The organism is Gammaproteobacteria bacterium, from assembly GCA_035501935.1.
Lineage (GTDB): Bacteria > Pseudomonadota > Gammaproteobacteria > JAJPIJ01 > JAJPIJ01 > JAJPIJ01.
The window spans coordinates 1-23211 of sequence record DATJVC010000001.1 but is presented as its reverse complement, the minus strand read 5'-3'; the positions used below and the strand labels follow the sequence as shown (position 1 = coordinate 23211).

Sequence of the window (23211 nt, the reverse complement as noted above, 5' to 3'; positions counted from 1 at the left end):
TCTCGTCGCTGTGGTCGCCTGAAAATCAGAAAGTGGTGGCCGCAAATCATGAGGTTGTAAATCTAATAGAAAAGTACAGGTACGGGCATCTTTCTTTTTAGCGATAGCGCCCGCCTCAAAAAGTAACCACGGCTCAGTCTGATTACTTCTTGTAACACATATGATTCCAAAATTAGTCGTATCCAATGCGTTAGCAATTTCTGGAGACCATCGTTTCCCTTTTGCTACATCTACTGATATCCAACAATCAGTGGCTTGGATTACAGAACTTAGCCAGCTTTTTAGAAAGCTAGCCAGTTCTTTACTTTTAGGTTTTGCCCAACTAATAAACACTTTCATATCAACATACCATCCAGAAGCTAAAAGAGATAAACCTTAACTAATCAAAAGTGAATTATTGTCTATTTTGAATCTTGGGATGGCTTCTTTAGTACGCTCATGGCAGTGGCGACGAAGCCCGCGATGTCGCTGGCGTTGGCCGGGATGATAAGTGTGTTGCTGGTCTTTGCGAGTTGCGCGAAGGCATCGACGTATTGCTGCGCCACCTTGAGATTGGCCGCCTCCATGCCGCCCTGCGCGCCGATCGCTTCCGCCACGGATCGGACGCCAGCCGCGGTCGCGTCCGCAATCAGTTTGATCGCGGTGGCGTCGCCGGTGGCCTTGTTGATCGCCGCCTGCTTGTCGCCTTCCGACTTCAGCACCGCCGCCTGCTTTTCGCCGTCGGCGAGATTGATTTCCTGCTGGCGCTGGCCCTCCGACTTGGCAATCAAGGCGCGCTTCTCGCGCTCGGCGGTGATCTGGGCCTGCATCGCCTTCAGGATCGACTCCGGCGGCGTGAGGTTCTTGATCTCGTAGCGCAGCACCTTCACGCCCCAGTTGCGCCCCGCCTCATCGAGGGCCTCGACGATCTGATGGTTGATCACGTCGCGGGACTCGAAGGTCTTGTCGAGCTCCATCTTGCCGATCTCGCTGCGCAGCGTGGTCTGGGCGAGCTGCGTGATCGCCATGATGTAATTCTCGCTGCCATAGGACGCCAGCCGCGGATCGGTGACCTGATAGTAGAGGATGCCGTCCACCGCGAGCTGGGTGTTGTCCTTGGTGATGCAGGTCTGCTCGGGGACGTCCAGCGGCACTTCCTTCAGCGAGTGCTGGTAGGAGACGTGATCGACGAAGGGAATGATCAGATTTAGGCCCGGCTGCAGGGTGGCGTAGAAACGGCCCAGCCGCTCGACCACCCAGGCCTGTTGCTGCGGGACGATGCGCACGCCTTCGACGACGAAGATCACCACCACGCTGATGAAGAAAATCCACACGGCGTAACTGTGGGTCGGTGGGAAAGACGCAGCGGCGATGGAAAGGACCAAGGCAATGATCAGTTTGATGAGCATGCGGATTCTCCCCCAGTATTTTCTCCGGCCTTTATGCGGGCCGGTTTTTCGTGACGGTGAGCGTGTTCCTGTCGGTGGCGAGTATGTACAGCGAACCGCCGGGTTCCACCGGCGCATCGCCCTGAACTTTTGCCTCCCACGGCGCGCCGCGATACAGCACCCGCGCAATGCGCGCGCCCTGATCCACCCAGCTCTCGAATTTCACCGGCTGGGCAAAGTCGATGCATTGCATCTGCTGCTGCGCGTTCCGGACATGATAGGCGTGCACCAGGTAGGAGCCAATCGAGGCGACGACGGCGGTGGCGATGATCTGGATTTCAAATCCCTGCCCGAAATATGCCGCTAATGCGCCACCGAAGGCAGCGATCCCCAGCACGAACAGGTAAAAGGTCCCGGTCAGTAATTCCATGATTATCAGGCCGAAACCGATGAGCAGCCAGACGAGATAGTGTTCCACGGGCGCTTCCCTTCGTAAAATCCAAGGGTGGGAAATCCAACCGGATTGAATGAGGTTATCCCACGCGCCGGGGCGTGTAAATAGAGCGAAACACCCACCAGGGCCGATGCCACGGCGGTGTCATAAATGCGACGACGAGCACCCGCTGCAGCGGTGTGGGCACGGCTGCTGAAACATCAATGTCCGGTTTCGCTGATCTCCAACTGCGAGACGTCCCAGCTGCCTCCCAGGGCCTCGATCAAGGCGACGCTGGCGAGAAAGCGGTTCTGGCGCACGGCCAGCGCAGCCTGTTCGCTGGAGAGCGTGGTCGTTTCGGCGGTCAGTACGCTGCTGTAGGGCACGATGCCGCCCTTGTATTGATTGAGCACCAGCTGCTCGGCCTTCTGTGCCGAGGCAACCAGTGCGGTTTCAACCTCGCTCTGCTGGGCGAGGATGCGCAGTGCGGCCAGCTGATCCTCGACCTGCTGAAATGCGGTCAGCACCGTCTGCCGGTAGGTGGCAACGGTCTCATCGTAATTCGCCCGTGACTGTTTGATCGCGGCGCTGCGGGCGCCGGCATCAAAGACGGTCTCTGCGAGCAACGGCCCCAATGCCCACAGGCTGTTGGAAGCCTGGAGCAGTTTGGCCAGCATGGAGCTGGAAAACTCCGAGGAAGCGGACAAGGTAAGATCGGGAAACCACGCCGCCGTCGCCACGCCGATTTGCGCATTGGCGGCCGCCATCTTGCGCTCGGCGGACGCGATATCCGGCCGCCGCTCCAGCAGGGCCGATGGCACGACGGTCGGCATCACGGGAACGCTCCCTGCAAGCGGGTCGGGGGCGAGCGAGAATCCGGCCGGCGGTTTGCCGATGAGCACGGCGATCGCGTGTTCAAGCTGTGCGCGCTGCACACCGACATTGACGGCCTGGGCCTGCACGCCGAGCAGTTGCGTTTCGGCCTGAATGATATCGGCGCGCGCCGCAACGCCCACCGCATATTGATTTTTGACAATCTGCAACGCCTTGCTGTCGTTGACAATGGTCGCGTCCAGCAGATTTTTCAGATCGTCCTGGGAACGCAGGGCGAAATAATCGCTGGCCAGCGCGGACTGCGCCGACAGTTGTGCCGAGGCAAGATCGGCGGCGCCGGCCTGCGCACTGGCGGTGTTGGATTCGATGGTACGGCGGATGCGGCCCCATAAATCGGGCACCCAGCTGGCCGTGGCCGCAAGATTGTATTGCGTCGTCGGGCTTTTCTGATGGTCGCCGCCCGTACTGGTGCTGGAACCATTCACGCCGACGGTCGGATACAGACTGGCGCGCGTCTGCTCGATTACGGCCTGCGCCAGCCGGAATGCGGCTTCCGCCGCCTTGATGTTCTGATTCGAGATATTGATCTGGCCTTCAAGGCCGTCCAGGATCGGATCGCCGTAGATCGTCCACCACTCACCACGACCGAGATCGTCCTTCGGTCGCGCCGGCTGCCAGCCGTTGACGGCCTCCTTGAATGCGGCGGGGGTTTCGACATCGGGACGCTGGTAATCCGGCCCCACCATGCAACCGGCAAGCAACATGACGCCGGCAAGGGCCGGCCCTCGGACGACCTTGTTCATGCCATTTTCTCCTGCAAGCGGTGACGGCGGCCGGCGGCCTTCCGCAGGCGCTGGCACCACAGACGGAAGCGATCGAGATAAAGATAAAGCACCGGCGTGGTAAAAAGCGTCAGCATCTGGCTCACGATCAGACCGCCGACAATCGCGATGCCGAGCGGATGGCGCAATTCGCCGCCATCGCCCTGGCTGAGGGCGAGCGGCAGGGCGCCCAGCATCGCGGCCATCGTGGTCATCATGATGGGCCGGAAGCGCATGAGGCAGGCCTGATATATCGCCTCGCGCGAATCGAGCCCCTGGCTGCGCTCCACGTCGAGTGCGAAATCGATCATCATGATTGCGTTCTTCTTCACGATTCCGATCAGGAGTATCACGCCGATCAAGGCGATGAGGGTGAATTCAGAGCGGAACAGCATGAGCGCCAGCACCGCCCCGACACCCGCCGATGGCAGGGTGGACAGTATGGTAATCGGATGTATGTAGCTTTCGTAGAGCACGCCAAGCACGATATAAACCGCGACCAATGCCGCCAGGATCAGGATCGGCTCGTTGGCGAGCGAATCCGCATAGGCCCGCGCGGTGCCTTGGAAACTGCCGTGGATGGTCTCCGGCATGCCGATCTGTTGCGTGACCTTTTTCAATATGGCCGCGGCGTCACTCAATGACTTCCCCTCCGGCAGGTTGAAGGAAATCGTATCTGCCGCGAAATGGCCGTGATGATTGACGGCAAGGGCCGTATTGCCCGGCGCATACCGGCTGAAGGCCATCAGCGGCACCATGTTCTCGGCGGTGCTGCTGATCGCCGATCCCGCGGAGGCGCCGTTGTGGCCGACGGCGGCAATCTGGTTGATGCTCTGGTTCCGTGCGGCGTCGTTGGCGACCGAAGCCGCCGAGCTTGCCACGCTTGTTTTCGAGGTGCCGGCGTTGTTGACGGAAACGGTCCCGGCGACGGGGCCGCTCAACTGGGTGCCGCTGGCGCTGCCGCCCGAGGTGCTGACGTATATCTCCCTCAGCGTCTCCGGACTTTGCAGGAATTGCGGGGCCACCTCCATGATCACGTGATATTGGTTTAGCGGGTTGTAGATCACCGACACCTGGCGCTGGCCGAAGGCGTCATAGAGCGTATTGTCGACCTGGCTCAGCTTGAGGCCGAGACGCGAGACCGTCGCGCGATCGAATGTCACCAGGGTCTCCAGGCCTTTTTCCTGCAAATCGGAATTGACGTCCGCCAGTCCCGGCTCATGCTGCAGGGCGTCGGTCAGCCGGGTTGTCCAGTGCCGCAGATCGTCGAGATGATCGGCCTGCAGGGTGTATTGATACTGCGCATTGCTCGCGCGGCCGCCGACGCGGATGTCCTGGGCCGATTGCAAGAAGAGCGACGCCCCCGGCACCTGCCCCATCTTGCCGCGCAGGCGCGCAATAATCTGATCGGCGGATTGCCGCCGCTCCGAGACCGGCTTCAGCGCCACGAAGACCCGCCCGGTATTGGTCTGCTCGCCGCCCGTGAAGGCCACCACGTCGTCGACCGCCGGGTCTTTCTTGATGACGGCAAGAAACTGCGCCAGCTTTCCCTGCATGGCCTGGAATGAAGTGCTCTGGTCCGCCTGGATTCCCCCCAGCAGCCGCCCGGTGTCCTGCTGCGGGAAGAAGCCCTTGGGCACGATGATGAACAGATAGACGTTCAGCACAATCATGGCGAAAAGAATCAACATCACCAGTGGTGCATTATTCAATGCGCGCCGCAACAGGGATTCATAAACCCGCAGCATGCCGTCGAATACGGCGGCGCTGGCCGCGTGAATCCCGGACAGCAATGGATGCAACGGGGACGCCGGCTGCCGCTGCCTCAGCAGCCGCGCGCACATCATCGGCGTCGTGGTCAGGGAGATGACGAGTGAAATGAGAATGGCGATCGACAGCGTGACCGCAAATTCGCGGAACAGACGGCCGACGATCCCGCCCATCAGCAGGATCGGCAGGAATACCGCGACCAGCGACAGGCTCATCGAAATAACGGTGAAACTGACCTCGCGCGCGCCCTGCAGGGCGGCGTGCAGTCGCGGCATTCCCGCCTCGATGTGGCGCGAGGTGTTTTCCAGCACCACGATTGCGTCATCCACGACAAATCCGGTGGCGACGATCAGCGCCATCAGCGACAGATTGTCGATGCTGTAGCCCAGCAGATACATGCCGCCGAAAGTGCCGATCAGCGAAACCGGCACCGCGACGGTGGGGATCAGCGTCGCCCGCGCGTTGCGCAGAAACACGAATACGACGCCGATCACCAGCGTGATCGCGATGAGAAGGGTGCGCTCGACCTCGTGCAGCGAGGCGCGGATCGTGGTGGTGCGGTCCATCACAATGTTGAGATCGATCGCGGAAGGTATGGAGGCCTGCAATTGCGGCAGCAGGGACTTCACGTGATCGACGATGTCGATGATGTTGGCGCCGGGCTGGCGAAACACGAACACCAATACCGAGGGATTGCCGTTGTACAGCCCCTGATTGCGCAGATCCTCCACAGAATCCGAGACCTCGGCGACGTCCGACAACCGCACCGGCGCGTTGTTGCGGTAGGCAATGAGAAGCCGGCGGTATTGATCGGCGGTGCGCGCCTGATCATTCGCATAGACCTGGAAGCGCCGGGCGCCCTCCTCGATGAATCCCTTGGGGCTGTTGGCGTTGGTGGCGGCGATCGCCGCGCGCACATCCTCGAACCCGATGCCGTATTTGAACAGCACGTGGGGGTTAAGCTCGATGCGCACGGCCGGCAGGGAGCTGCCGCCCACCGTCACCTGGCCGATTCCGTCCACCTGTGAGAGCTTTTGCTGAATGACCGTCGAGGCGGCGTCGTAGATCCGGCCCTGGCTGAGCGTTTTCGAAGACAACGCCAGAATCATGATGGGGGCATCCGCCGGGTTGACCTTGCGATAGATGGGATTGCTTTTCAGCGCGGCCGGCAGATCCACGCGCGCGGCATTGATGGCCGCCTGCACGTCGCGCGCGGCGCCGTTGATGTCGCGATCAAGCCCGAATTGCAGTGTGATGTGCGAGGACCCGACGGAGCTTTGCGAAGTCATCTCGGTGACGTCGGCGATCTGCCCCAGATGCCGCTCCAGCGGCGTCGCCACGCTGGTCGCCATGGTCTCGGGACTTGCCCCCGGCATGGACGCCTGCACCGAGATGGTCGGGAAATCGACCTGGGGCAGCGGCGCCACCGGCAGACGGAAAAACGCCACTCCGCCGGCGAGCACCACCGCGAATGTCAACAGCGTGGTCGCCACCGGCCGGGCGATGAATGGAGCGGAGAAATTCATGCCGGCAATTCCATCGCCTGCGGCGCCCCGGTCAGGCCCAGGCGGCGACCCATGCGGTCAAAGGCCAGGTAGATCACCGGCGTGGTGAACAAGGTCAGCACCTGGCTCAGGATCAGGCCGCCGACGATCGTGATGCCGAGCGGATGCCGCAGTTCCGAACCGACGCCGGTGCCGAACATCAACGGCAGCGCGCCGAAGATCGCCGACAACGTCGTCATCATGATGGGCCGGAAACGCAACAACGCCGCCTGGCGAATCGCCTCGCGGGGCCGCCTGCCCTCCTTGCGCTCGGCCTCGAGTGCGAAATCGATCATCATGATCGCGTTCTTTTTGACGATGCCGATGAGCAAAATGATGCCAATGATGGCGATGATGCCCAGGTCCTGGCCCGCCAGCATCAGGGCCAGCAGCGCGCCGACACCCGCCGATGGCAGGGTGGACAGAATCGTGATCGGATGTATGTAGCTTTCGTAGAGCACGCCCAGCACGATATAGACGGTGATGATGGCGGCCAGTATCAGCAGCACCTCGTTGCTGAGCGAGGCGCGGAAGGCAAGCGTGGCGCCCTGAAAGCTCGTGATCAGGCTGGCCGGCATGCCGAGTTCGGCCTCGGCCTGTTCGATGGCGTCCACCGCACCGCCCAGCGACGCACCGCGCGCCACGTTGAAGGAAATCATCGTGGCGGGAAACTGCCCCAGATGATTAATCTGAAGCGGGGCCGTCTGCTGGCTGACCGTGGCGATGGCCGAGAGGGGCACCTGCTTGCCGCCGGCGGAGGGCAGATAGATCGATCGCAACGCGGCCGGCGTGTTGTCGGCGCCCAGAATCACGCGGTACTGGTTGGATTGGGTGAAGATGGTCGAGACGATGCGCTGCCCGAAGGCGTCGTAAAGCGCATTGTCGACGGTGGCGAGCGTGATCCCCAGCCGCCCGGCCATGTCACGATCGACAGTAACGTAACTGGTAAGGCCCTGGTTCTGTGAATTGCTGGCGACGTCCTCAAGCTGGGGCAGCTGGCGCAGCCTGTCAACGAGCTTGGGTGTCCATGCCGCCAGTTCATCCGGGTTGGCGTCCACGAGCATGAACTGATACTGCGTGCTGCTGACGGTGGTGTCGATGGTCAGGTCCTGCACGGGCAGCATGTAAAGGGATATGCCCGTGACGCTTCTCGTTTCCCTGGTCAGGCGGCGGATCACCTCACTCGCGCTCTCCCGACGCTGCTCGTGCGGTTTGAGATTGATGAGGAATCTCCCGCTGTTCAACGTGAGGTTGGTGCCGTCGACACCGATGAAGGATGCCAGGCTGTCGACGGCGGGATCCTTCAAGACCGCATCGGCCAGCTGCCGCTGCCTGTCGGCCATGGCGCTGAAGGAGATTGATTGCGGCGCCTGGGAAACGCCCTGGATCAGGCCGGTGTCCTGTACCGGGAAGAAGCCTTTCGGGATCACGACATAGAGGTATACGGTCAGCACCAGCGTCGCCAGCGCCACCAGCAGCGTGAGTGGCTGGTGATCCAGCACCCGGTCCAGGGCCTTTCCATACCAGGCAATGACGGCGTCAAACCATTTCTGCGTACGGCCATGGAGGGTGCTTTCATCCGCTGGCTTGTGATGCCGCAGCCACTTGGCGCACAGCATCGGCACCAGCGTCAGCGACACGACGGCCGAAATCAGGATGGTGACGGAAAGCGTGATCGCGAATTCACGAAACAGGCGCCCGACCACATCGCCCATGAACAGCAGCGGGATCAGCACGGCAATCAAAGAAATCGTCAGCGATACGATGGTAAATCCGATCTGCTTCGCGCCCTTGAGGGCGGCGTCGAGCGGCTTTTCGCCCTGTTCGATGTAGCGCGCGATATTTTCGATCATCACGATCGCATCATCGACGACGAAGCCGGTCGCGATGGTGAGGGCCATCAGGGACAGGTTGTTCAGGCTGAATCCGGCGAGATAGGTGAAGGCAAATGTTCCGACGAGGGAGAGCGGCACCGAAAAACTCGGGATGGCGGTCGCCGGCAGATTGCGCAGAAAGACAAAAATGACGGCCACAACCAGGGCCACTGCCAGCATCAATTCGAATTCGACATCGCGCACCGAGGCGCGGATCGTCACCGTCCGATCGGTGAGCACGGCAACATCAATGGCCGAGGGAAGCGCGGCCTTCAGGCCGGGCAGCAATTTCTGAATATTGTCGGCGACCGCAATGACATTCGCCCCGGGCTGCCGCTGGACATTGACGATGACGGCCGGCACGCGGTTCATCCAGGCACTGAGCTGCGTATTTTCCGCGCTGTCGAGAACCTCGGCGACGTCGGCAAGACGCACCGGCGCCCCGTTTTTGTAGGCAACAACAATGTCGTCGTATTCACCCGCGCTTTTGAGTTGATCATTGGCGTTGATGGTGTAGGCGCGCGCCGGACCGTCGAAATTGCCCTTGGGCGCGTTGACGTTGGCGTTGTTGATCGTGGTGCGCAGGTCATCGATATTGAGGCCGTATGCGGCGAGGGCGGTCAGATTTGCCTTGATGCGCACCGCCGGGCGCTGCCCCCCCGAGAGACTCACCAGGCCGACGCCAGGCAGTTGCGAGATTTTTTGCGCAAGCCGCGTGTCGGTCAAATCCTCGACCTGGGTAAGCGGCAGGGTCCTGGATGTCACCGCCAGCGTCAAAATCGGCGCGTCGGCCGGATTGACCTTGGCGTAGATCGGCGGCGCCGGCAGATCCGCGGGCAATAGATTGCCGGCGGCGTTGATCGAGGCCTGGACTTCCTGCTCGGCGATGTCAAGATTCAGATCGAGATCGAATTGCAACGTGATGACCGAGGCCCCCGCCGAGCTGACCGAGGACATCTGTTTGAGGCCCGGCATCTGCCCCAGTTGACGTTCCAGCGGCGCGGTCACCGCCGATGTCATCACTTCCGGGCCGGCGCCGGGATAGAAGGTCTGCACCTGTATGGTCGGGTAATCCACCTCGGGCAGGGCCGACAGCGGCAGGAAATGAAACGCCACCATGCCGACGAGCAATATGGTCACCATCAGGAGCGACGTCGCCACCGGACGTAGGATGAAAATGCGCGACGGACTCATTGCAATTTCCTAACTGCCGGGATGCGGCGGCAGAATCATTGTTCCTTCCGCCGATGATGATGCTCACCCTTGTCTGAAGATTCGGTATTCGATGCGGTATTTTTCTCCGTGGCGCCTTTCCCGGCGCCGTCCTTCCCGGCGACGTCCTTCTCGCCGGGCAGTGAAATTTTTGCGCCATCGCGCAATTTATCGGCGCCATCGACCACGACCCGGTCGCCCGAGACAAGGCCCTCCTCCACCGCCACGTAATCACCCTGTGACGGGCCCAGTTTGACCGGCTGAACCTTGACGGTGTGATCCGGCATGACGATATAGACATAGGTTCCGGGCGTGCCCCGCTGTACCGCGGTCAGCGGGACCACGGTCACATCATGCAGCGTATCGATCAGCAGCTGGACGTTGACGAACTGATTGGGGAACAATGCGTTATCGCTGTTATCGAACTGGCCGCGCATTTTCACAGTGCCGGTGGCGGTGTCAATCTGATTATCCACGGACGTCAGTTTGCCGGTGGCAAGCTTGCTGCTTTGCGTACGGTCAAAGGCAGTGACCTGAAGTTCGGCGCCGGCGCCCACGCGCTTCATGATCGCCGGCAGATCGTCTTCGGGCACGGTGAAGATCACCGTAATGGGCTGCAGCTGGGTCAGGGTGACAATGCCGTTGGGATCGCTGACCTGCGCGTAATTGCCCTGATCAATCTGTCGCAGACCGACGCGGCCCGACACCGGCGCGGTGACGCGGCAGTAAGTCAGATTGAGTCTGGCGGTGTCGATCTGACCCTGATCGGTCTGCACGTTCCCCTCATACTGCTTGACCAGCGACTCCTGCGTATCCACCTGCTGCTGCGCGATGGAATCCTGGGTATAGAGCAGGCGGTAGCGCTCAAGGTTGAGTCTGGCTTCCCGCAGCAGCGCCATGTCATGTTCAAGCGCGCCCTGGGCCTGCTTGAGCGACAATTCATAGGGACGCGGATCGATCTGGGCTAGAAAATCGCCCTCCTTGACCATCTGTCCTTCCTGGAATGCGATTTGCGCCAACTGGCCGTTGATTTGAGTCCGGACGGTCACGTTGGCAAGCGGCGTTACCGTCCCGAGTTCCTGGAGCGTAATATCGATATCGCCTTTCTTCGCCTCCGTCACGACCACGGGTACAGGGCCATTAGTGGCAAAGCGACCGCCGCTTGGGTGTGGTTTTTCGGATGGACGGATGAACCAGCCCAAGGCCGCCAACGCCAATGCGATCACGATAACCCAGATACCGCGGCTCAAGTTTTGTGCAAACGTTCTAGCCATAAAATGTACCGGAAAGCGGAAGCATAATCCGCGTCAGGGGTTGGGTCTCACCGCCAGCAAAGGCAGTTCCAGGATTGCCTCCAAGCCGCCGTCGGGGTGGTTGCGCAGCTTGAGAGAACCGCCGTGCCGTTCGGCGATGTTGCGCGCGATGGTGAGGCCGAGACCAGTGCCGCCGGTCTCCCTCGATCGCGAATTTTCCAGGCGGTAAAACGGCTCAAAGACCGCGTCGAGTTTATCCGGCGGAATACCCGGCCCACCGTCGCGCACGCGGATCACGGCGCGGCCGCGCTCGACGCCGGCTGAGACACGCGCAAAGCCGCCGTACTTGACGGCATTGCTGATCACATTGCCGAGGCAACGCCGCAGCGCCACAGGCTGCGCCCGCACCGACGCGCTGGTGTGGCCGTTGACCGTCGCCACATCCTGTCCCGATTCCGCGTAATCGGCGCACTCGCTGTCCAGCACCGAATCCAGATCCAGCACCTGCATGGCCTCGTCGGTGTCCATGCTGCGCGCCAGATCGAGACCTTCGCGGATCATCTCCTGCATCGACGTGAGATCACCGATGAGTCTGCCCCGCAGATCCTCGTCGTTCACTTTTTCCAGCCGCAGGCGCAGGCGCGTGAGCGGGGTTTGCAAGTCGTGGGTGATGGCCGCCAGCATGTGGGTGCGTTCATGGATATATCGCCGGATTTGCGTCTGCATGGCGTTGAATGCCGCCGCCGCGCGACGGACCTCCGTCGGCCCCTTCTCCGCCATCGGCGCATGGCGTATGTCGCGGCCGAAATCGGTGGCCGCCTGCGCCAGCAGGCGCAGCGGCAGCATGGTCATTTTCGCAACCATGTACGCCAGTACGCCGAGACAGATGAGAAAGATCAGCAACCCGGGGTACGGCAGCCATGGCGGCAGCAATCGCGGGGGCGGCGGTTCCAGCCGCACCTTCAGTTGCACGGGAGTGCCATCGTGCAGCGTGGCATTCACGATCTGGCAGAACTCCCTTTTTCGCAGCGGTAAATCGAAATCGCTCAGCCGAGGGGGCGGCGTGGGGCAGTCCTTTTTCACGGGCGCGGACGCGACAATCCGTATGCCGGGACCGACGCGCTGCCGGAGCGTGTCAGTAAGATCGGCATCCTGCACGATGTTCAACGCAACCGTCGGGACCAAGTCAACGATAATCCCGTTGCCTCTTGCCACGGCCAGCACCTGCGGGCGGGCCTCGGCCGGAACTGTATCCAGCAGCGAAATGAACTGAACCACGCGTTCCACTGCGCGGAAATGGAAGAACTGGCTCACCACCTGCTGCCGCTCGCGACCGGCCAGCAGGTGGGTGATCAATGCGGAAATGATGATGCCGCCGATTAAAAGTAAAAACACGCGACCCAGCATGGAGCCGAAGAATCCTCTCATGATCGCGGTTCCTTGGTGACGGACGCGGTCAGGAGATATCCCTCGTTGCGCACGGTCTTGATCAGCTGCGGCGACCGCGCATCATCGCCCAATTTCTGGCGCAAACGGCTGACCTGCAAATCCATCGTGCGGTTGAAGGGATCCGCCTCGCGTCCGTTCGTCAGGCTCTGCAACTGCTCGCGGCTGAGCACGCGGTTGGCATGCTCCAGAAAACACTTGAGAAGCCGGAACTCGGCGCCGGAAAGCGCGATGACAACTCCGTGCGGATTGACGAGATGTCGTGTGGTCAGATCAAAGGTCCAACCGGCGAAGCGCATGACCCCGTCGCCCGACGCCTCCAGATTAGGCGGCAGCGCCTGCGCCCGGCGCAGGACGCTGTGGATGCGGGCCTGCAATTCGCGCGGCTCGAACGGCTTGGCCAGATAATCGTCCGCGCCCATTTCCAGACCAACGATGCGATCCAGCGGCGCACCCCGCGCGGTCAGCATGATGACCGGCAGATTGGAACGCGATCGCAGATTGCGGCAGAGCGTCAGACCATCCTCGCCCGGCAGGGCGAGATCAAGCACAATGAGATCAACCTTGTGGGTATCCAGCAGCTTGCGCATGCCCGCCCCGTCCGGCGCGGTGAGGGTGCGAAAGCCGTTCGCGTCGAGATATTCCGCCAGCAGTGTGCGGATGTCCCGATCGTCATCGACCACCAGAATCCGGGGTGCCGTGTCCATGCCGACATTATGTCCCAAATGTGATCACGCCTACGACCGCATTTGTATCGAATTGTCGCAGCCTCTTGGATGGATATACAACGATACAATTCGGGTCGCCGTTGTTACAAATTGATACAAAAATGTCCGCAACCGATACAACGGAGACACATCCAAGGACTCTAATATTCATGACGCGATCATGCGTCATTGATAAACGTAGAGGACACCTCATATGAACACGGTAATAAAGGCAATACTGGCCGGCGTGGTTGTCTCCGGCCTCGGTGCCACCACTTTGACGGCCCATGCCGATGAATCAGGCTGCCACGATCGGGCGGCGCATCGCGGCTACGGGCACGATCGAGACTCGCTCACCGGGCGGATCGAGCAGCGCAAGACCGAACTTCATGACAAACTCAAGCTCAAACCAGAACAGGAGGCCGCGTGGAACACCTTTGTCGAAAAGATGAAACCCGCGCAGCCGATGGAACGACCCAACTGGGGGGAACTCAAGAAACTTCCGGCGCCGGACCGCATGGGCAAGATGCTTGACATGATGAAGGCCCGTGAAGGCCAGATGGAAAATCGTTTGGCCGCCCTGAAGGAGTTTTATGCAACGCTGACGCCTGAGCAGCAAAAAATCTTTGACGGGCAGTTCGCACATCGGTTTAGCCACCATTCAGGCCCGATGCGGCATGATCAGCATCGAGGAACCGGTACTGATGGACCGTAATTGAAAGATATTAAGATGAAGAGAGGTGATTCGTCATGACCAAGCCATTCACAAATCGCATCGGGTTAGGGCTCGCGGCCCTGCTGCTCTGTACCGGAATCAGCCAGGGCGCCTGGGCAGCGGGACATGGTCATGGTGGCGGTGGATTCCATGGTCACGGCGGTGGGTTTCATCATGGTGGCGGCAGTCATTTTGGCTTTTATATCGGCGCGCCATGGTTCTGGGGATGGCCGTACTCGTATTATCCTTATCCATACTATTCGCCGTATTATTATTCGCCCTACTACTATCCGCCTGTTTCGCAGATGTATGACCAAGAGCCGCCGGTGTACGTGCAACGGAACGACACACAGGCCGCGACGCCGCCCGCGAACTACTGGTATTACTGCAGCGACCCGCAGGGTTACTACCCCTATGTGCAGAACTGTTCGGTAAGCTGGATGCAGGTCGTGCCACAGGCACCACAATGACAGGAGTGACACCATGAGCAGAACTCATCGACTGATCCCGCTCGCCGCCGCGATTGCACTCGGCGCGTGCGCCACCGTTCCCCGCGGCCCCAGTGTGATGGCGCTGCCCGGTAACGGCGTGAGTTTCGATCAATTTCGCGCAGATGACATCGCCTGCCGGCAATACGCGGACGCCGCCGTGGGCTATACGCAGGGCCAGGCCGCGGAGGACAGCGCCGCCAAATCCGCCGCCGTCGGTACCGCACTCGGCGCGGCTGCTGGCGCCCTCCTGGGCGCCGCAACGGGACATCCCGGCACCGGCGCGGCCATCGGCGCCGGCACTGGTCTGGTCGTCGGCGGGGCCGCCGGTACCGATGCCTACGGCAGATCCGCGTACACCGTACAGCGCCGCTACGATAACGCCTATGTTCAATGCATGTACGCCAAGGGTCATCAAGTGCCAGTGCCTGGCGGCTATGCCACTCCGCCGCCGCAGAGCGCGACGGCAGCACCGCCGCCTCCACCCCCCGGCACGCCACCGCCGCCGCCGCCGGGCGCTCCGCCACCGCCGCCGCCGGGCGCCCCGCCACCGCCGCCGCCGGGCGCCCCGCCACCGCCTCCTCCTCATTACTAAACGACCAGGGCAAGGTACCTATGACTCCGACCAAAAAATTGTTCGTGCCGCTGATGATCTCAGCGATGCTGTCCGGCGCACCGCCTACGGCGTCGGCGGCTGTGGTTGTCCGGCATTTCCGCGATCACGACATTCATCGCTTTCATGAGCACGATATCGTCGTCTGGCGGACCGGCCGCTGGCGTCATGTCTGGCATGGCGGCCATCTGGGATGGTGGTGGGTGGTTGGCAGCCTCTGGTATCCCTATGTCCAGCCGATCTATCCCTATCCGGATCCTTATATCCCCTCGACGGTGATCGTCCAGCAGCCGCCGACCTACGTGCAGCAGCAGCCTGCACCACCACCGGCGCCTGCCGCGGCGCCGGCGCAACCACAAGCCCAATACTGGTATTACTGCGAACAATCAAAAGGCTATTATCCGTATGTGCGGGATTGCCCCGCGGGCTGGAAGTCCGTGCCCGCAGAACCGCCTCCCAACACCCCTGGCACGTCACCCTGATACCAAGAGACCAGCCACTTCAAGTAAATGACCGACCCTCTTCAGGCCATCCGCAAGGGTGAGTTTGAGCGTGATATCTGCGTCCATATCTTCAGCGCGTCCTCGGCAATGGTGGGGGTGTGCCTGACGGTAATCGGGCTGCTTCGAATAGTAATCACGATTCAAAATGCTGATACGATCGCCGATGACCTGCTTGCGCTGAACGCATTATTGTTCCTCACATCCTGCATCATCTCGTACTGGGCACTGCGATCACGCACCCGTCAGCGAATGTACAGTTTGGAGCGTGTTGCTGACGTGATATTCCTGAGTGCACTCGGGCTCATGGTCATCATCTGCGGCTTCATCACCTACGCGATTTCGATATCATAGTATTGCAGGCTGCACGAACAGCCCGTTGCATCACATGGTTGTCAAGGTTGTTTTTTGTCGGCGACGAATTCCAGCGACACGGAGTTCAGGCAATAGCGCAAACCAGTCGGCGGCGGTCCGTCGGGGAACACATGCCCCAGATGGCCGTCGCAACGGCGGCAGCGGATCTCAACGCGCTCCATCCCCAGGCTCGAATCGCGGATATTGGCGATATGGTCCGGATCGATGGGCGCGAAGAAGCTCGGCCAGCCGGTGCCTGAATCAAACTTCGAACCAGACTTGAACAACGGCAGGCCGCACAGGCGGCAGACATAGGCGCCCGGTTCCTTGTTGTGCAACAGCGTGCCGCAGAACGGCCGCTCGGTGCCATGATTAAGCAGGACGTGTCGCTCTTCCTGCGTCAGCCTTTCTGCAAGCCGGGCACGCTTCTCGGCCGTAAGTGGTGTCAAGTCGTGCCCGGCGGCCGAACGTCCCGCCGTGGATTTTGAATCTGCGCTCATGATCACTTTCCGGCCGTCTGATTCTTGAGTTGATCGCCGAAATACCGGCGCAGCTTTTCCACCTTCGGCATCGCCACCGCGGCGATGTAGGGCTGGCCCGGATTGCGATCGGCGTAATCCTGATGATATTCCTCGGCCTCAAAGAACTTCTCCAACGGCTCCAGGCTGGTCACGATGGGACCGGAAAACACGCCCGCCTCGTTCAGCTGTTTGATGTACGCCGCCGCCACCCGCCTTTCGCGCTCATTGGCGTAGAAGATGGCCGAGCGATATTGGCGGCCGCGATCATTACCCTGGCGATTGAGCTGGGTTGGATCGTGGGCCACGGAAAAGAACACCTTCAGCAACTGACCGTAGCTGATGCGCGCGGGGTCATAGCGGATCTCCACCACCTCGGCATGATTGGTTGCGCCGCCACAGACGGTGCGGTAATCCGCCGTTGATGCGGTGCCCCCGGCATAGCCCGAGACCACAGCCTGCACGCCGTCCAGTTCCTGAAAGACGGCCTCCACACACCAGAAGCAGCCGGCGGCCAGCACCGCCCTGGCTTCATGTCCGGCCTCCGCCGCCGGGATATCCAGCGCCGGATCGGGAAACTGCTTCGGGGATACTTTCAAACCGGCACCGCGGATTTCGCAAAACATGATGGCTCTCCTTCATACCATTGACATATTTGCTGCCTTTTAGAGTATTCCGGAAGGCCAAATGTTACGCTTCGGGCAATGATTGGGCCACCTGCCACAGGCGCCCGCCCCATTGCGGGCGGTGTTGGAATCCACCACTGGTTTAGTGCCTCCGGAGGGCGCAAAATAGTTTCACTTGAGGGCGGTCAGCAGGTTAATCCACCAGCAGCAAGCAAAGGAGCCAGGTCATGAGCAAGAAAGATGAATACATCGCGAAAATGAACGAGCAGTTGAAGAAATTCGACACGGAGATCGATCAACTGACCAGCAAGGCCAAACAGATGAACGCCGAATTGCAGGTCAAATACGCGGATCAGATCAAGGCGATGCGTGACAGCCGCGATGAGGCGATGAAAAAACTGCAGGAACTGCATACGGCCAGCGAACCTGCCATGCAGAAAATGAAGGCCGGCATGGATTCAGCGTGGGACGCGATGAAGAAGGCCTTCGACAAGGCATCTTCCCAGATCAAAAAATAGCCTGTTGACGGGCGGTGGGTTGGGGAGTGTCGCCCTCCTCCCCAGGAGTTCCATATTTTTTTCGCCGAAGCCGACATGAGCAAATTGAAGCACGAGGCGGAGCTGATCAAGGCCGCGATCCAGGCCGGCGTGAAATACGCCGAGGGACGCGGCGCCGTCGTATTCGAGCCCTCGGATTCAGTCGGCGATAAAATCCTTTACATTTACCGGCTGCTGGTGCACGACAAGGTCATTCCGCCGATGCCCGAGGATCAGGTCTCGCAACAATCCATGCGGCACCGGCTGGCCATGTGGTACGCGGGACAACTGCCGAAGGATCACCCGCTGCTGAAATAGCCGCGTCCGTCCACCCCGGTCAAATGGGATAGCCCAGGCGATCGCAGACGGGCTTGAGGGCGGGGATGATGCCCTGCAGATGCTGCAGATAATTGCGATGGCGGTAAACGGAGCGCGTATACAGTTTTTCCGTGACCTGGGCATAGCTCGCGGTGCGGGCATAGCGCTGGTTTTCATGGAAGGCGAGACAGCGCGGGTCCCATTCCACGCCAACAAATTCGAGCAACCGGCGGCACTGTGACTCCGGGTCTGCCACCACTTCCTCGTATTTGATGGGCAGATATTTTATGTTCATGTTGTCGAGGTAGTGATCGACCAGATCGCGAATCAGGACGAAGTGTTCCGCCGCCGTGTCCAGACCGTAGGAACAATTGTTGCCGTGGGTAAGGTCGTTGAAGAAACAGGACAGCACGATGTCCAGCGGATGCCGGATCAGATGCACGACTGGCGCCTCGGGGAACAACAGGTGAATGAACCCGAGATTGGTCTCGTTGAGCGGCATCTTGTCGGTGAAAAACGGCACGCCTTTCCGGATGATGCCCAGCTGGCGGGTGTTCTTGAGATAAAAATCGCGGAACGTTTCCAGCGCCACCTGGTTGTCGCCGAACCAGAGATCGGCGAGACATTCCGGATAAAACAAATCGCTGTTCAGAATCTTCGGCGCCACGCGGGTCAGGTCCCAGATAAACGGCAGTTCATCGCCGGCGCTGATCTTCGGATGTGAAGTCAGCATCTGTTCGATCATGGTCGTGCCGGAACGCGGGAAGCCCACGATGAAGACGGGGCAGGCGGGTTCGTGTTCGCCGCGCACGCCGCGCGGCAGTTTGTCCACCCGCCAGCGCACGAAGAAATTTTTCAATCGCAGCGCGAGCTGGTTGGATCGTTCGCGATCATAGGCGCGGTTGGGCGACTGGCGCACGATTTCATTGGCCCGGTTAAAAGCGGCAAAGGCCTCGTCATAGCGTTCCATTTTGTCGAGCAATTCGCCGCGCTCATACCAATAGCCGGCGCTGCCCTCCTGAACCGCGGCACCAACATGGTCCAGTTCCGCCAACGCCTTGTCATATTTTTTCGAGCGTCGCAGCAGCGTGGCGCGCGTCAGATGCAATCCCACCGTATCCTGGGTGACGGATTCGGTCAGCTTCATGGCGCCTTCGATGTCCTTGGCCACCTCTTTCATGCGCGCGAAGCCCATGCGGCTCTCGATGTTGTCCGGCTCCATCTCGATGGCCTTCCGGTACCACTTCTCGGCCTCCTCCAGCTTGCCTTGATTCTTCAGGTTGAGCCCGAAATTGGCACACAGCTTGCCGACCGGTCCATGCAACTCCAGGGCCTTGCGGTAATGAAATTCGCCGGGCAACAGCCGGTGGGTATCGGTCAGGATCATGCCCATCAGATTGTGGGCCTGGGCGTTATCGGGGTTGAGGCGCACGCCATTGCGGGCGTGTTTTTCCGCCTCCTCGAACTCGCGACGCTCGTAGAGCATCAATGACAATTCGCAGGCCGCCCAATCGTCGCCGGGGAGCAATGTCACCAGCCGCCGGCACAGGGCCTCGGCGGCCGGCAGCCGGCCTTCCTGCTTGCGGATCAGGTATAGTAAGCGTAGCGCGCGGACGTGGCCCGGCGCCTCGCTCAGGATGCGCACGCAGCCCTCAGCCGCCGGCGCCCATTGCTGCTGCTCAAACGCCGTCTGCACCTCGCGGTACAATGGTTCCAGTTGCGCGACCTCGGCCGGCCGCGGGAGGGAAACCGTGATCTGGCCGCAACAGTGCTTGTGCTTCAAGCCGCTGTCGCAGGCGCAGGCGTCGTTGCGCGCGCGCGGCAGGACGGGGGTGGTCTGGGTTGCGGTCACTGGTCAACTCTAAGAATCAGGACTGGCTGGGATTATACCTTGCGGCAAGAGATTGTGAGATGCATGCAACATGAAGCTCAACGCTGAATTTTACCGGCTGCCCCTGCGTTTTGACGTGCAGCGGCTCACCGAGGAGGTGAACGGTTTCAGCGAGCAGGAGTGGCGCGATCACCCCCAGGGTTACGAGGGCAACACCGCCATGGTGCTGGTCTCGGCCCACGGCGGCCAGAATGACGACATGGAAGGCCCCATGCAGGTGACGGAGAAGCTCGACCGCTGTCCGTACGTCCGGCAAATCCTGGCTTCCTTCAACACCGTCATCGGCCGCTCGCGGCTGATGCGCCTGAACCCCAAAAGCGAGGTCTCCCAGCACAGCGACATCCACTACTACTGGGCTCATCGCGTGCGCGTGCACATCCCCATCATCACCAACACGGCGGTACGCTTCTGGTGCAACGGGCGCGACGTGCACATGGGTGCCGGCGAGGCCTGGGTGTTCGACAACTGGCGTTCTCACAAGGTCATCAACCCCGCCAATTTCACCCGCGTGCATCTGGTGTTCGACACGGTCGGTTCCGCCGCCTTCTGGGACCTGGTCGGCACCGGCGTCAACCCATTTGACCCCAATGCCAAACCACGGGAGGCGCGGCTCGTACCCTACCAACCCGGCGCGGCCGCAACTTTTCCCACCGAACGCTACAACGTGCCGGTGGTCATGTCGCCGGGCGAAATGGACTGGTTGATGAAAGACCTGACCGACGACCTGCAAGTGGTCGCCGGTGGTTCAGAGGCCAACCTGCGGACCTTTGCGCACTTGGTTCGTTCGCTGCGCTACGAATGGCGGTCCATATGGTCGGTGCATGGCGAGCAGCCCTCCGGCTGGCCGTTTTACAAGGCACTGCTGGAGGAAACCCTGCGCCGCGCCGCCGGCGTGGCGGACGGTTTGGTGATGGCCAGCAATCAGCTCACGGCCCTGAGCGTGCTCCACTCGCGCCTGGGCGTGGCACTCAACCCGAAATATGCCGGAACCGCCGCCGCGTTGCCTTCGGCACAGGCCAGCGGCCCCATGCCGGCACCTGTGCTGCAACCGCGCAGCCAGGGACTTTTCGATCGTCCCGTCTTCATCGTCTCCGCGCCGCGCTCGGGCAGCACGCTGCTGTTTGAAACGCTGGCGAACAACCGCGCATTGTGGACCGTCGGCGGTGAAAGTCACGAGCTCATCGAAGGCATTCAGGGACTGAGCCCCGCCGCCAATCAATTTCACTCCAACCGGCTGACGGCGGCGGACGCAACACCAGAGGCCACCAATGCATTGCGCGCAAACTTTGCCTCACACCTGCAGGATGCGGATGGCAAACGCCTGCAGGGACAAAACGGCGTGGCGGTGCGATTTCTGGAGAAAACACCCAAAAACGCCCTGCGCATCCCTCTCCTCAAGGCCGTGTTCCCGGATGCGCGCTTCATCTTCCTGCACCGCGAACCGCGCGCCAATGTCAGTAGCATCATGGAGGCGTGGCGCTCAGGGAAATTTGTGACCTACCCGCAGTTGCCGGGCTGGTCGGGACCGCTGCGCTGGTCGATGCTGCTCATTCCCGGCTGGCGTGAACTGAACGGCAAACCGCTGGAGGAAGTCGCCGCCCGCCAATGGCAGTTGGCCAACCAGCAGATTCTAGACGACCTCGCGGATCTGCCCGTTTCCGAGTGGTGCAGCCTGCGCTACGAGGATTTGTTGAATGATCCGCGCGGGCAAATCCAGCGCTTGTGCTCGTTTGCCGAAATCCCGTTCGGCCCGCGCATGGAGGAAGTCACTTCCAAGACCCTGTCGAATTCGCGCTATACCCTCACCCCGCCGGATGCAGACAAGTGGCGCAAGAACGAAGCCGAGATCGAGCGCGTCCTGCCCACGGTAGCGGCGCTGGCGGAGCAACTTCGTAATTTGACTGCCGCCTAGTCGTCATTCCGGCAGAGCCTGCCCCGCTTCATCTGCGGGGGACTGCCGGAACGATGATTGATGAATCGTCAGTTGGTAATTACTGTACCATCAGGCAGGGTAATGGTCTGCGAATGGCGCCCGTTGTAGTAGATGCTGCCTGCGGTGTTGTTAACAATCGTGTTGTTACGCAGGTCCACTGTCTGGTTGGCCGTGCCGTCGCTGTACCTATTGTATATGCTTACTCCAAAGCCATTGTTGCCGCTGATGGTATTACCACCGGAGAGATCCACGTGTTGGGTGGCGACACCGCCATCATACGCGTAGTTGTACATCCGTACGCCATGGTTGGCATTGTTCTTTATCGTGTTCCCGGTGATGGTAACCGTCTGAGTACTGCTACCGTAATAGGCAGCCCTGTTCTTCAGATAGATACCGCTTTCGCCATTGCCCGTGATGGTGTTGTGGCTGATGGTCGCGGTCTGGGTAACGCTGCTCCCATAGCCGGCAAAGTTGCGGAGGTAAATGCCGGATTCGCTATTGTTGGTGATGGTATTGCTGGCAATATTCAAAGTCTGACTAATACTGCCGCCGCCGTTTTCTTCGTAGTAGTTGGCGAAGGCATTATTGTTGACTCTTATACCGCTCCCGCCATTGCCGCTGATGATATTGCTGGCGATGCTGACCGTCTGGGTAATGCTGCCGTTGTAATAAGCCCGATTCTGAAGATATATGCCGCTGTATCTATTATTGGTGATGGTATTGTTGGCAATCGTGAGTGTCTGGGTAATATGCCCGCCGTCGTTATAGGCCACATTGCGGACATAAATGCCACGTTTGTAATTGCCACTGATGGTATTGAACTTGATTGTCGAGGTCTGCGAAATTACAGATTTATAGCGAGCTTCATCGATTATTCTCACGCCATCTCTGCCGTTGCCGCTGATGGTGTTGCTGGTGATGGCAAGCGTCTGTGTCAGACTCCCACTGTCATACGCTTCGTTACGAACGTAGATACCGTTACGACTGCTGCCGCTGATGGTGTTGCCGCTGATGGTCAGGTTTTGAGTAATACTGCTGCCGACATCGTGAGATCTGCTGTGATCCTTTATGTCTTCATTGTTGTTATTAGTAATGGTATTACCAGTGATGCTGACCGTCTGGGAGATGTTCTGCCCATTCCTTGCATCATTAAACAAATAGATGCCATGGTTATTGGAGTCGACCAGGTTGTGGGCGATGGTGCCGGTGCTGGAGGTGCCATAATTCCAGATATCAATGCCATCGCCGATATTATTCGTAATACGATTGTTGTGGATGTTGAAGCCCGTGACATTTCTTCCAAAGATGCCTGCACCCTCAGCGCCGTCGATCTGCAGGCCCGCCACTTCGGTGTTGTTGGCCAGCACGATGGCGTCGCTGCCACCCCCGTTTAGGATGGGGAACTTGTCGCCACCGATGCCGAATAACGGGAAGCCCTGGCCCCACAGCGTCTGGTTG

The 23211-nt window shown here is 60.3% G+C and carries 21 protein-coding genes; 8 read left to right on the top strand and 13 right to left on the bottom strand.

Features of this window, described 5'->3' with window-relative positions; all coding sequences use genetic code 11:
* The 9 genes from VMH34_00105 to VMH34_00065 all read right to left on the bottom strand — a co-directional run.
* On the bottom strand, positions 1–339 hold a 339-nt coding region (locus VMH34_00105), incomplete at its 3' end, for a TIR domain-containing protein (GenBank protein HTT07186.1).
* Between the two features lie 62 nt (positions 340–401).
* Positions 402–1388: a stomatin-like protein gene (locus VMH34_00100; protein HTT07185.1), complete on the bottom strand. Its 987-nt coding sequence runs from the start codon at positions 1386–1388 to the stop codon at positions 402–404.
* A 31-nt stretch (positions 1389–1419) separates the two neighbouring features.
* Positions 1420–1845 carry an NfeD family protein gene (locus VMH34_00095; GenBank protein HTT07184.1) on the bottom strand — a complete coding sequence of 142 codons (426 nt, stop codon included), beginning with the start codon at positions 1843–1845 and terminating at the stop codon, positions 1420–1422.
* A gap of 176 nt (positions 1846–2021) precedes the next feature.
* A complete protein-coding gene (locus VMH34_00090; protein HTT07183.1) occupies positions 2022–3437 on the bottom strand; it encodes an efflux transporter outer membrane subunit in 1416 nt (471 codons plus the stop codon).
* Entirely contained in the window at positions 3434–6751 is a 3318-nt protein-coding gene (locus VMH34_00085; GenBank protein ID HTT07182.1) for an efflux RND transporter permease subunit, read from the bottom strand. The genes VMH34_00090 and VMH34_00085 overlap by 4 nt, the downstream gene beginning before the upstream one ends.
* Positions 6748–9837 (bottom strand): MdtB/MuxB family multidrug efflux RND transporter permease subunit, encoded by a 3090-nt coding sequence (locus VMH34_00080; protein HTT07181.1) that lies wholly within the window; start codon positions 9835–9837, stop codon positions 6748–6750. The genes VMH34_00085 and VMH34_00080 overlap by 4 nt, the downstream gene beginning before the upstream one ends.
* 35 nt (positions 9838–9872) lie before the next feature.
* A complete protein-coding gene (locus tag VMH34_00075; protein HTT07180.1) occupies positions 9873–11129 on the bottom strand; it encodes an MdtA/MuxA family multidrug efflux RND transporter periplasmic adaptor subunit in 1257 nt (418 codons plus the stop codon).
* Positions 11130–11162: 33 nt separating this feature from the next.
* The gene (locus tag VMH34_00070) at positions 11163–12536 is read right to left on the bottom strand and encodes an ATP-binding protein (GenBank protein HTT07179.1); all 1374 of its coding nucleotides are present in this window, start codon (positions 12534–12536) and stop codon (positions 11163–11165) included.
* On the bottom strand, positions 12533–13261 hold the full coding sequence (locus VMH34_00065) for a response regulator (protein HTT07178.1): 729 nt from the start codon (positions 13259–13261) through the stop codon (positions 12533–12535). The genes VMH34_00070 and VMH34_00065 overlap by 4 nt, the downstream gene beginning before the upstream one ends.
* A 214-nt stretch (positions 13262–13475) precedes the next feature.
* On the opposite strand from VMH34_00065, the gene VMH34_00060 reads away from it, so the two are divergent.
* The 5 genes from VMH34_00060 to VMH34_00040 are packed head-to-tail and all read left to right on the top strand — an operon-like array spanning position 13476 to position 15931.
* The gene (locus VMH34_00060) at positions 13476–13976 is read left to right on the top strand and encodes a Spy/CpxP family protein refolding chaperone (protein ID HTT07177.1); all 501 of its coding nucleotides are present in this window, start codon (positions 13476–13478) and stop codon (positions 13974–13976) included.
* Between the two features lie 35 nt (positions 13977–14011).
* Positions 14012–14446, top strand: a complete 435-nt coding sequence (locus VMH34_00055; GenBank protein HTT07176.1) for a hypothetical protein — start codon at positions 14012–14014, stop codon at positions 14444–14446.
* Between the two features lie 13 nt (positions 14447–14459).
* Positions 14460–15059 (top strand): glycine zipper family protein, encoded by a 600-nt coding sequence (locus VMH34_00050; GenBank protein HTT07175.1) that lies wholly within the window; start codon positions 14460–14462, stop codon positions 15057–15059.
* A 20-nt stretch (positions 15060–15079) separates the two neighbouring features.
* A complete protein-coding gene (locus tag VMH34_00045; protein ID HTT07174.1) occupies positions 15080–15559 on the top strand; it encodes a hypothetical protein in 480 nt (159 codons plus the stop codon).
* A gap of 27 nt (positions 15560–15586) precedes the next feature.
* Positions 15587–15931, top strand: a complete 345-nt coding sequence (locus VMH34_00040; protein HTT07173.1) for a hypothetical protein — start codon at positions 15587–15589, stop codon at positions 15929–15931.
* 41 nt (positions 15932–15972) lie between these two features.
* Here the strand turns inward: VMH34_00040 and msrB are convergent, their stop codons facing one another.
* The gene (gene msrB / locus VMH34_00035; GenBank protein HTT07172.1) at positions 15973–16431 is read right to left on the bottom strand and encodes a peptide-methionine (R)-S-oxide reductase MsrB; all 459 of its coding nucleotides are present in this window, start codon (positions 16429–16431) and stop codon (positions 15973–15975) included.
* 2 nt (positions 16432–16433) lie between these two features.
* Positions 16434–17075 (bottom strand): peptide-methionine (S)-S-oxide reductase MsrA, encoded by a 642-nt coding sequence (gene msrA / locus VMH34_00030; protein HTT07171.1) that lies wholly within the window; start codon positions 17073–17075, stop codon positions 16434–16436.
* A 227-nt stretch (positions 17076–17302) separates the two neighbouring features.
* Here msrA and VMH34_00025 point away from each other — a divergent pair, with 227 nt between their 5' ends.
* Both VMH34_00025 and VMH34_00020 read left to right on the top strand, forming a co-directional pair.
* Complete coding sequence (locus tag VMH34_00025; GenBank protein HTT07170.1) at positions 17303–17593, top strand: hypothetical protein; 291 nt, start codon at positions 17303–17305, stop codon at positions 17591–17593.
* A 75-nt stretch (positions 17594–17668) separates the two neighbouring features.
* Positions 17669–17929: a DUF5062 family protein gene (locus tag VMH34_00020; protein HTT07169.1), complete on the top strand. Its 261-nt coding sequence runs from the start codon at positions 17669–17671 to the stop codon at positions 17927–17929.
* Positions 17930–17948: 19 nt separating this feature from the next.
* Here VMH34_00020 and VMH34_00015 read toward each other — a convergent pair whose 3' ends face one another.
* Positions 17949–19781 (bottom strand): sulfotransferase, encoded by a 1833-nt coding sequence (locus VMH34_00015; GenBank protein HTT07168.1) that lies wholly within the window; start codon positions 19779–19781, stop codon positions 17949–17951.
* A 70-nt stretch (positions 19782–19851) separates the two neighbouring features.
* Between VMH34_00015 and VMH34_00010 the strand changes: the two genes are divergently transcribed.
* Entirely contained in the window at positions 19852–21732 is a 1881-nt protein-coding gene (locus VMH34_00010) for a sulfotransferase (GenBank protein HTT07167.1), read from the top strand.
* Between the two features lie 68 nt (positions 21733–21800).
* Here the strand turns inward: VMH34_00010 and VMH34_00005 are convergent.
* Positions 21801–23211 (bottom strand): right-handed parallel beta-helix repeat-containing protein (locus VMH34_00005; GenBank protein ID HTT07166.1); only part of this gene is annotated, 1411 nt, incomplete at its 5' end.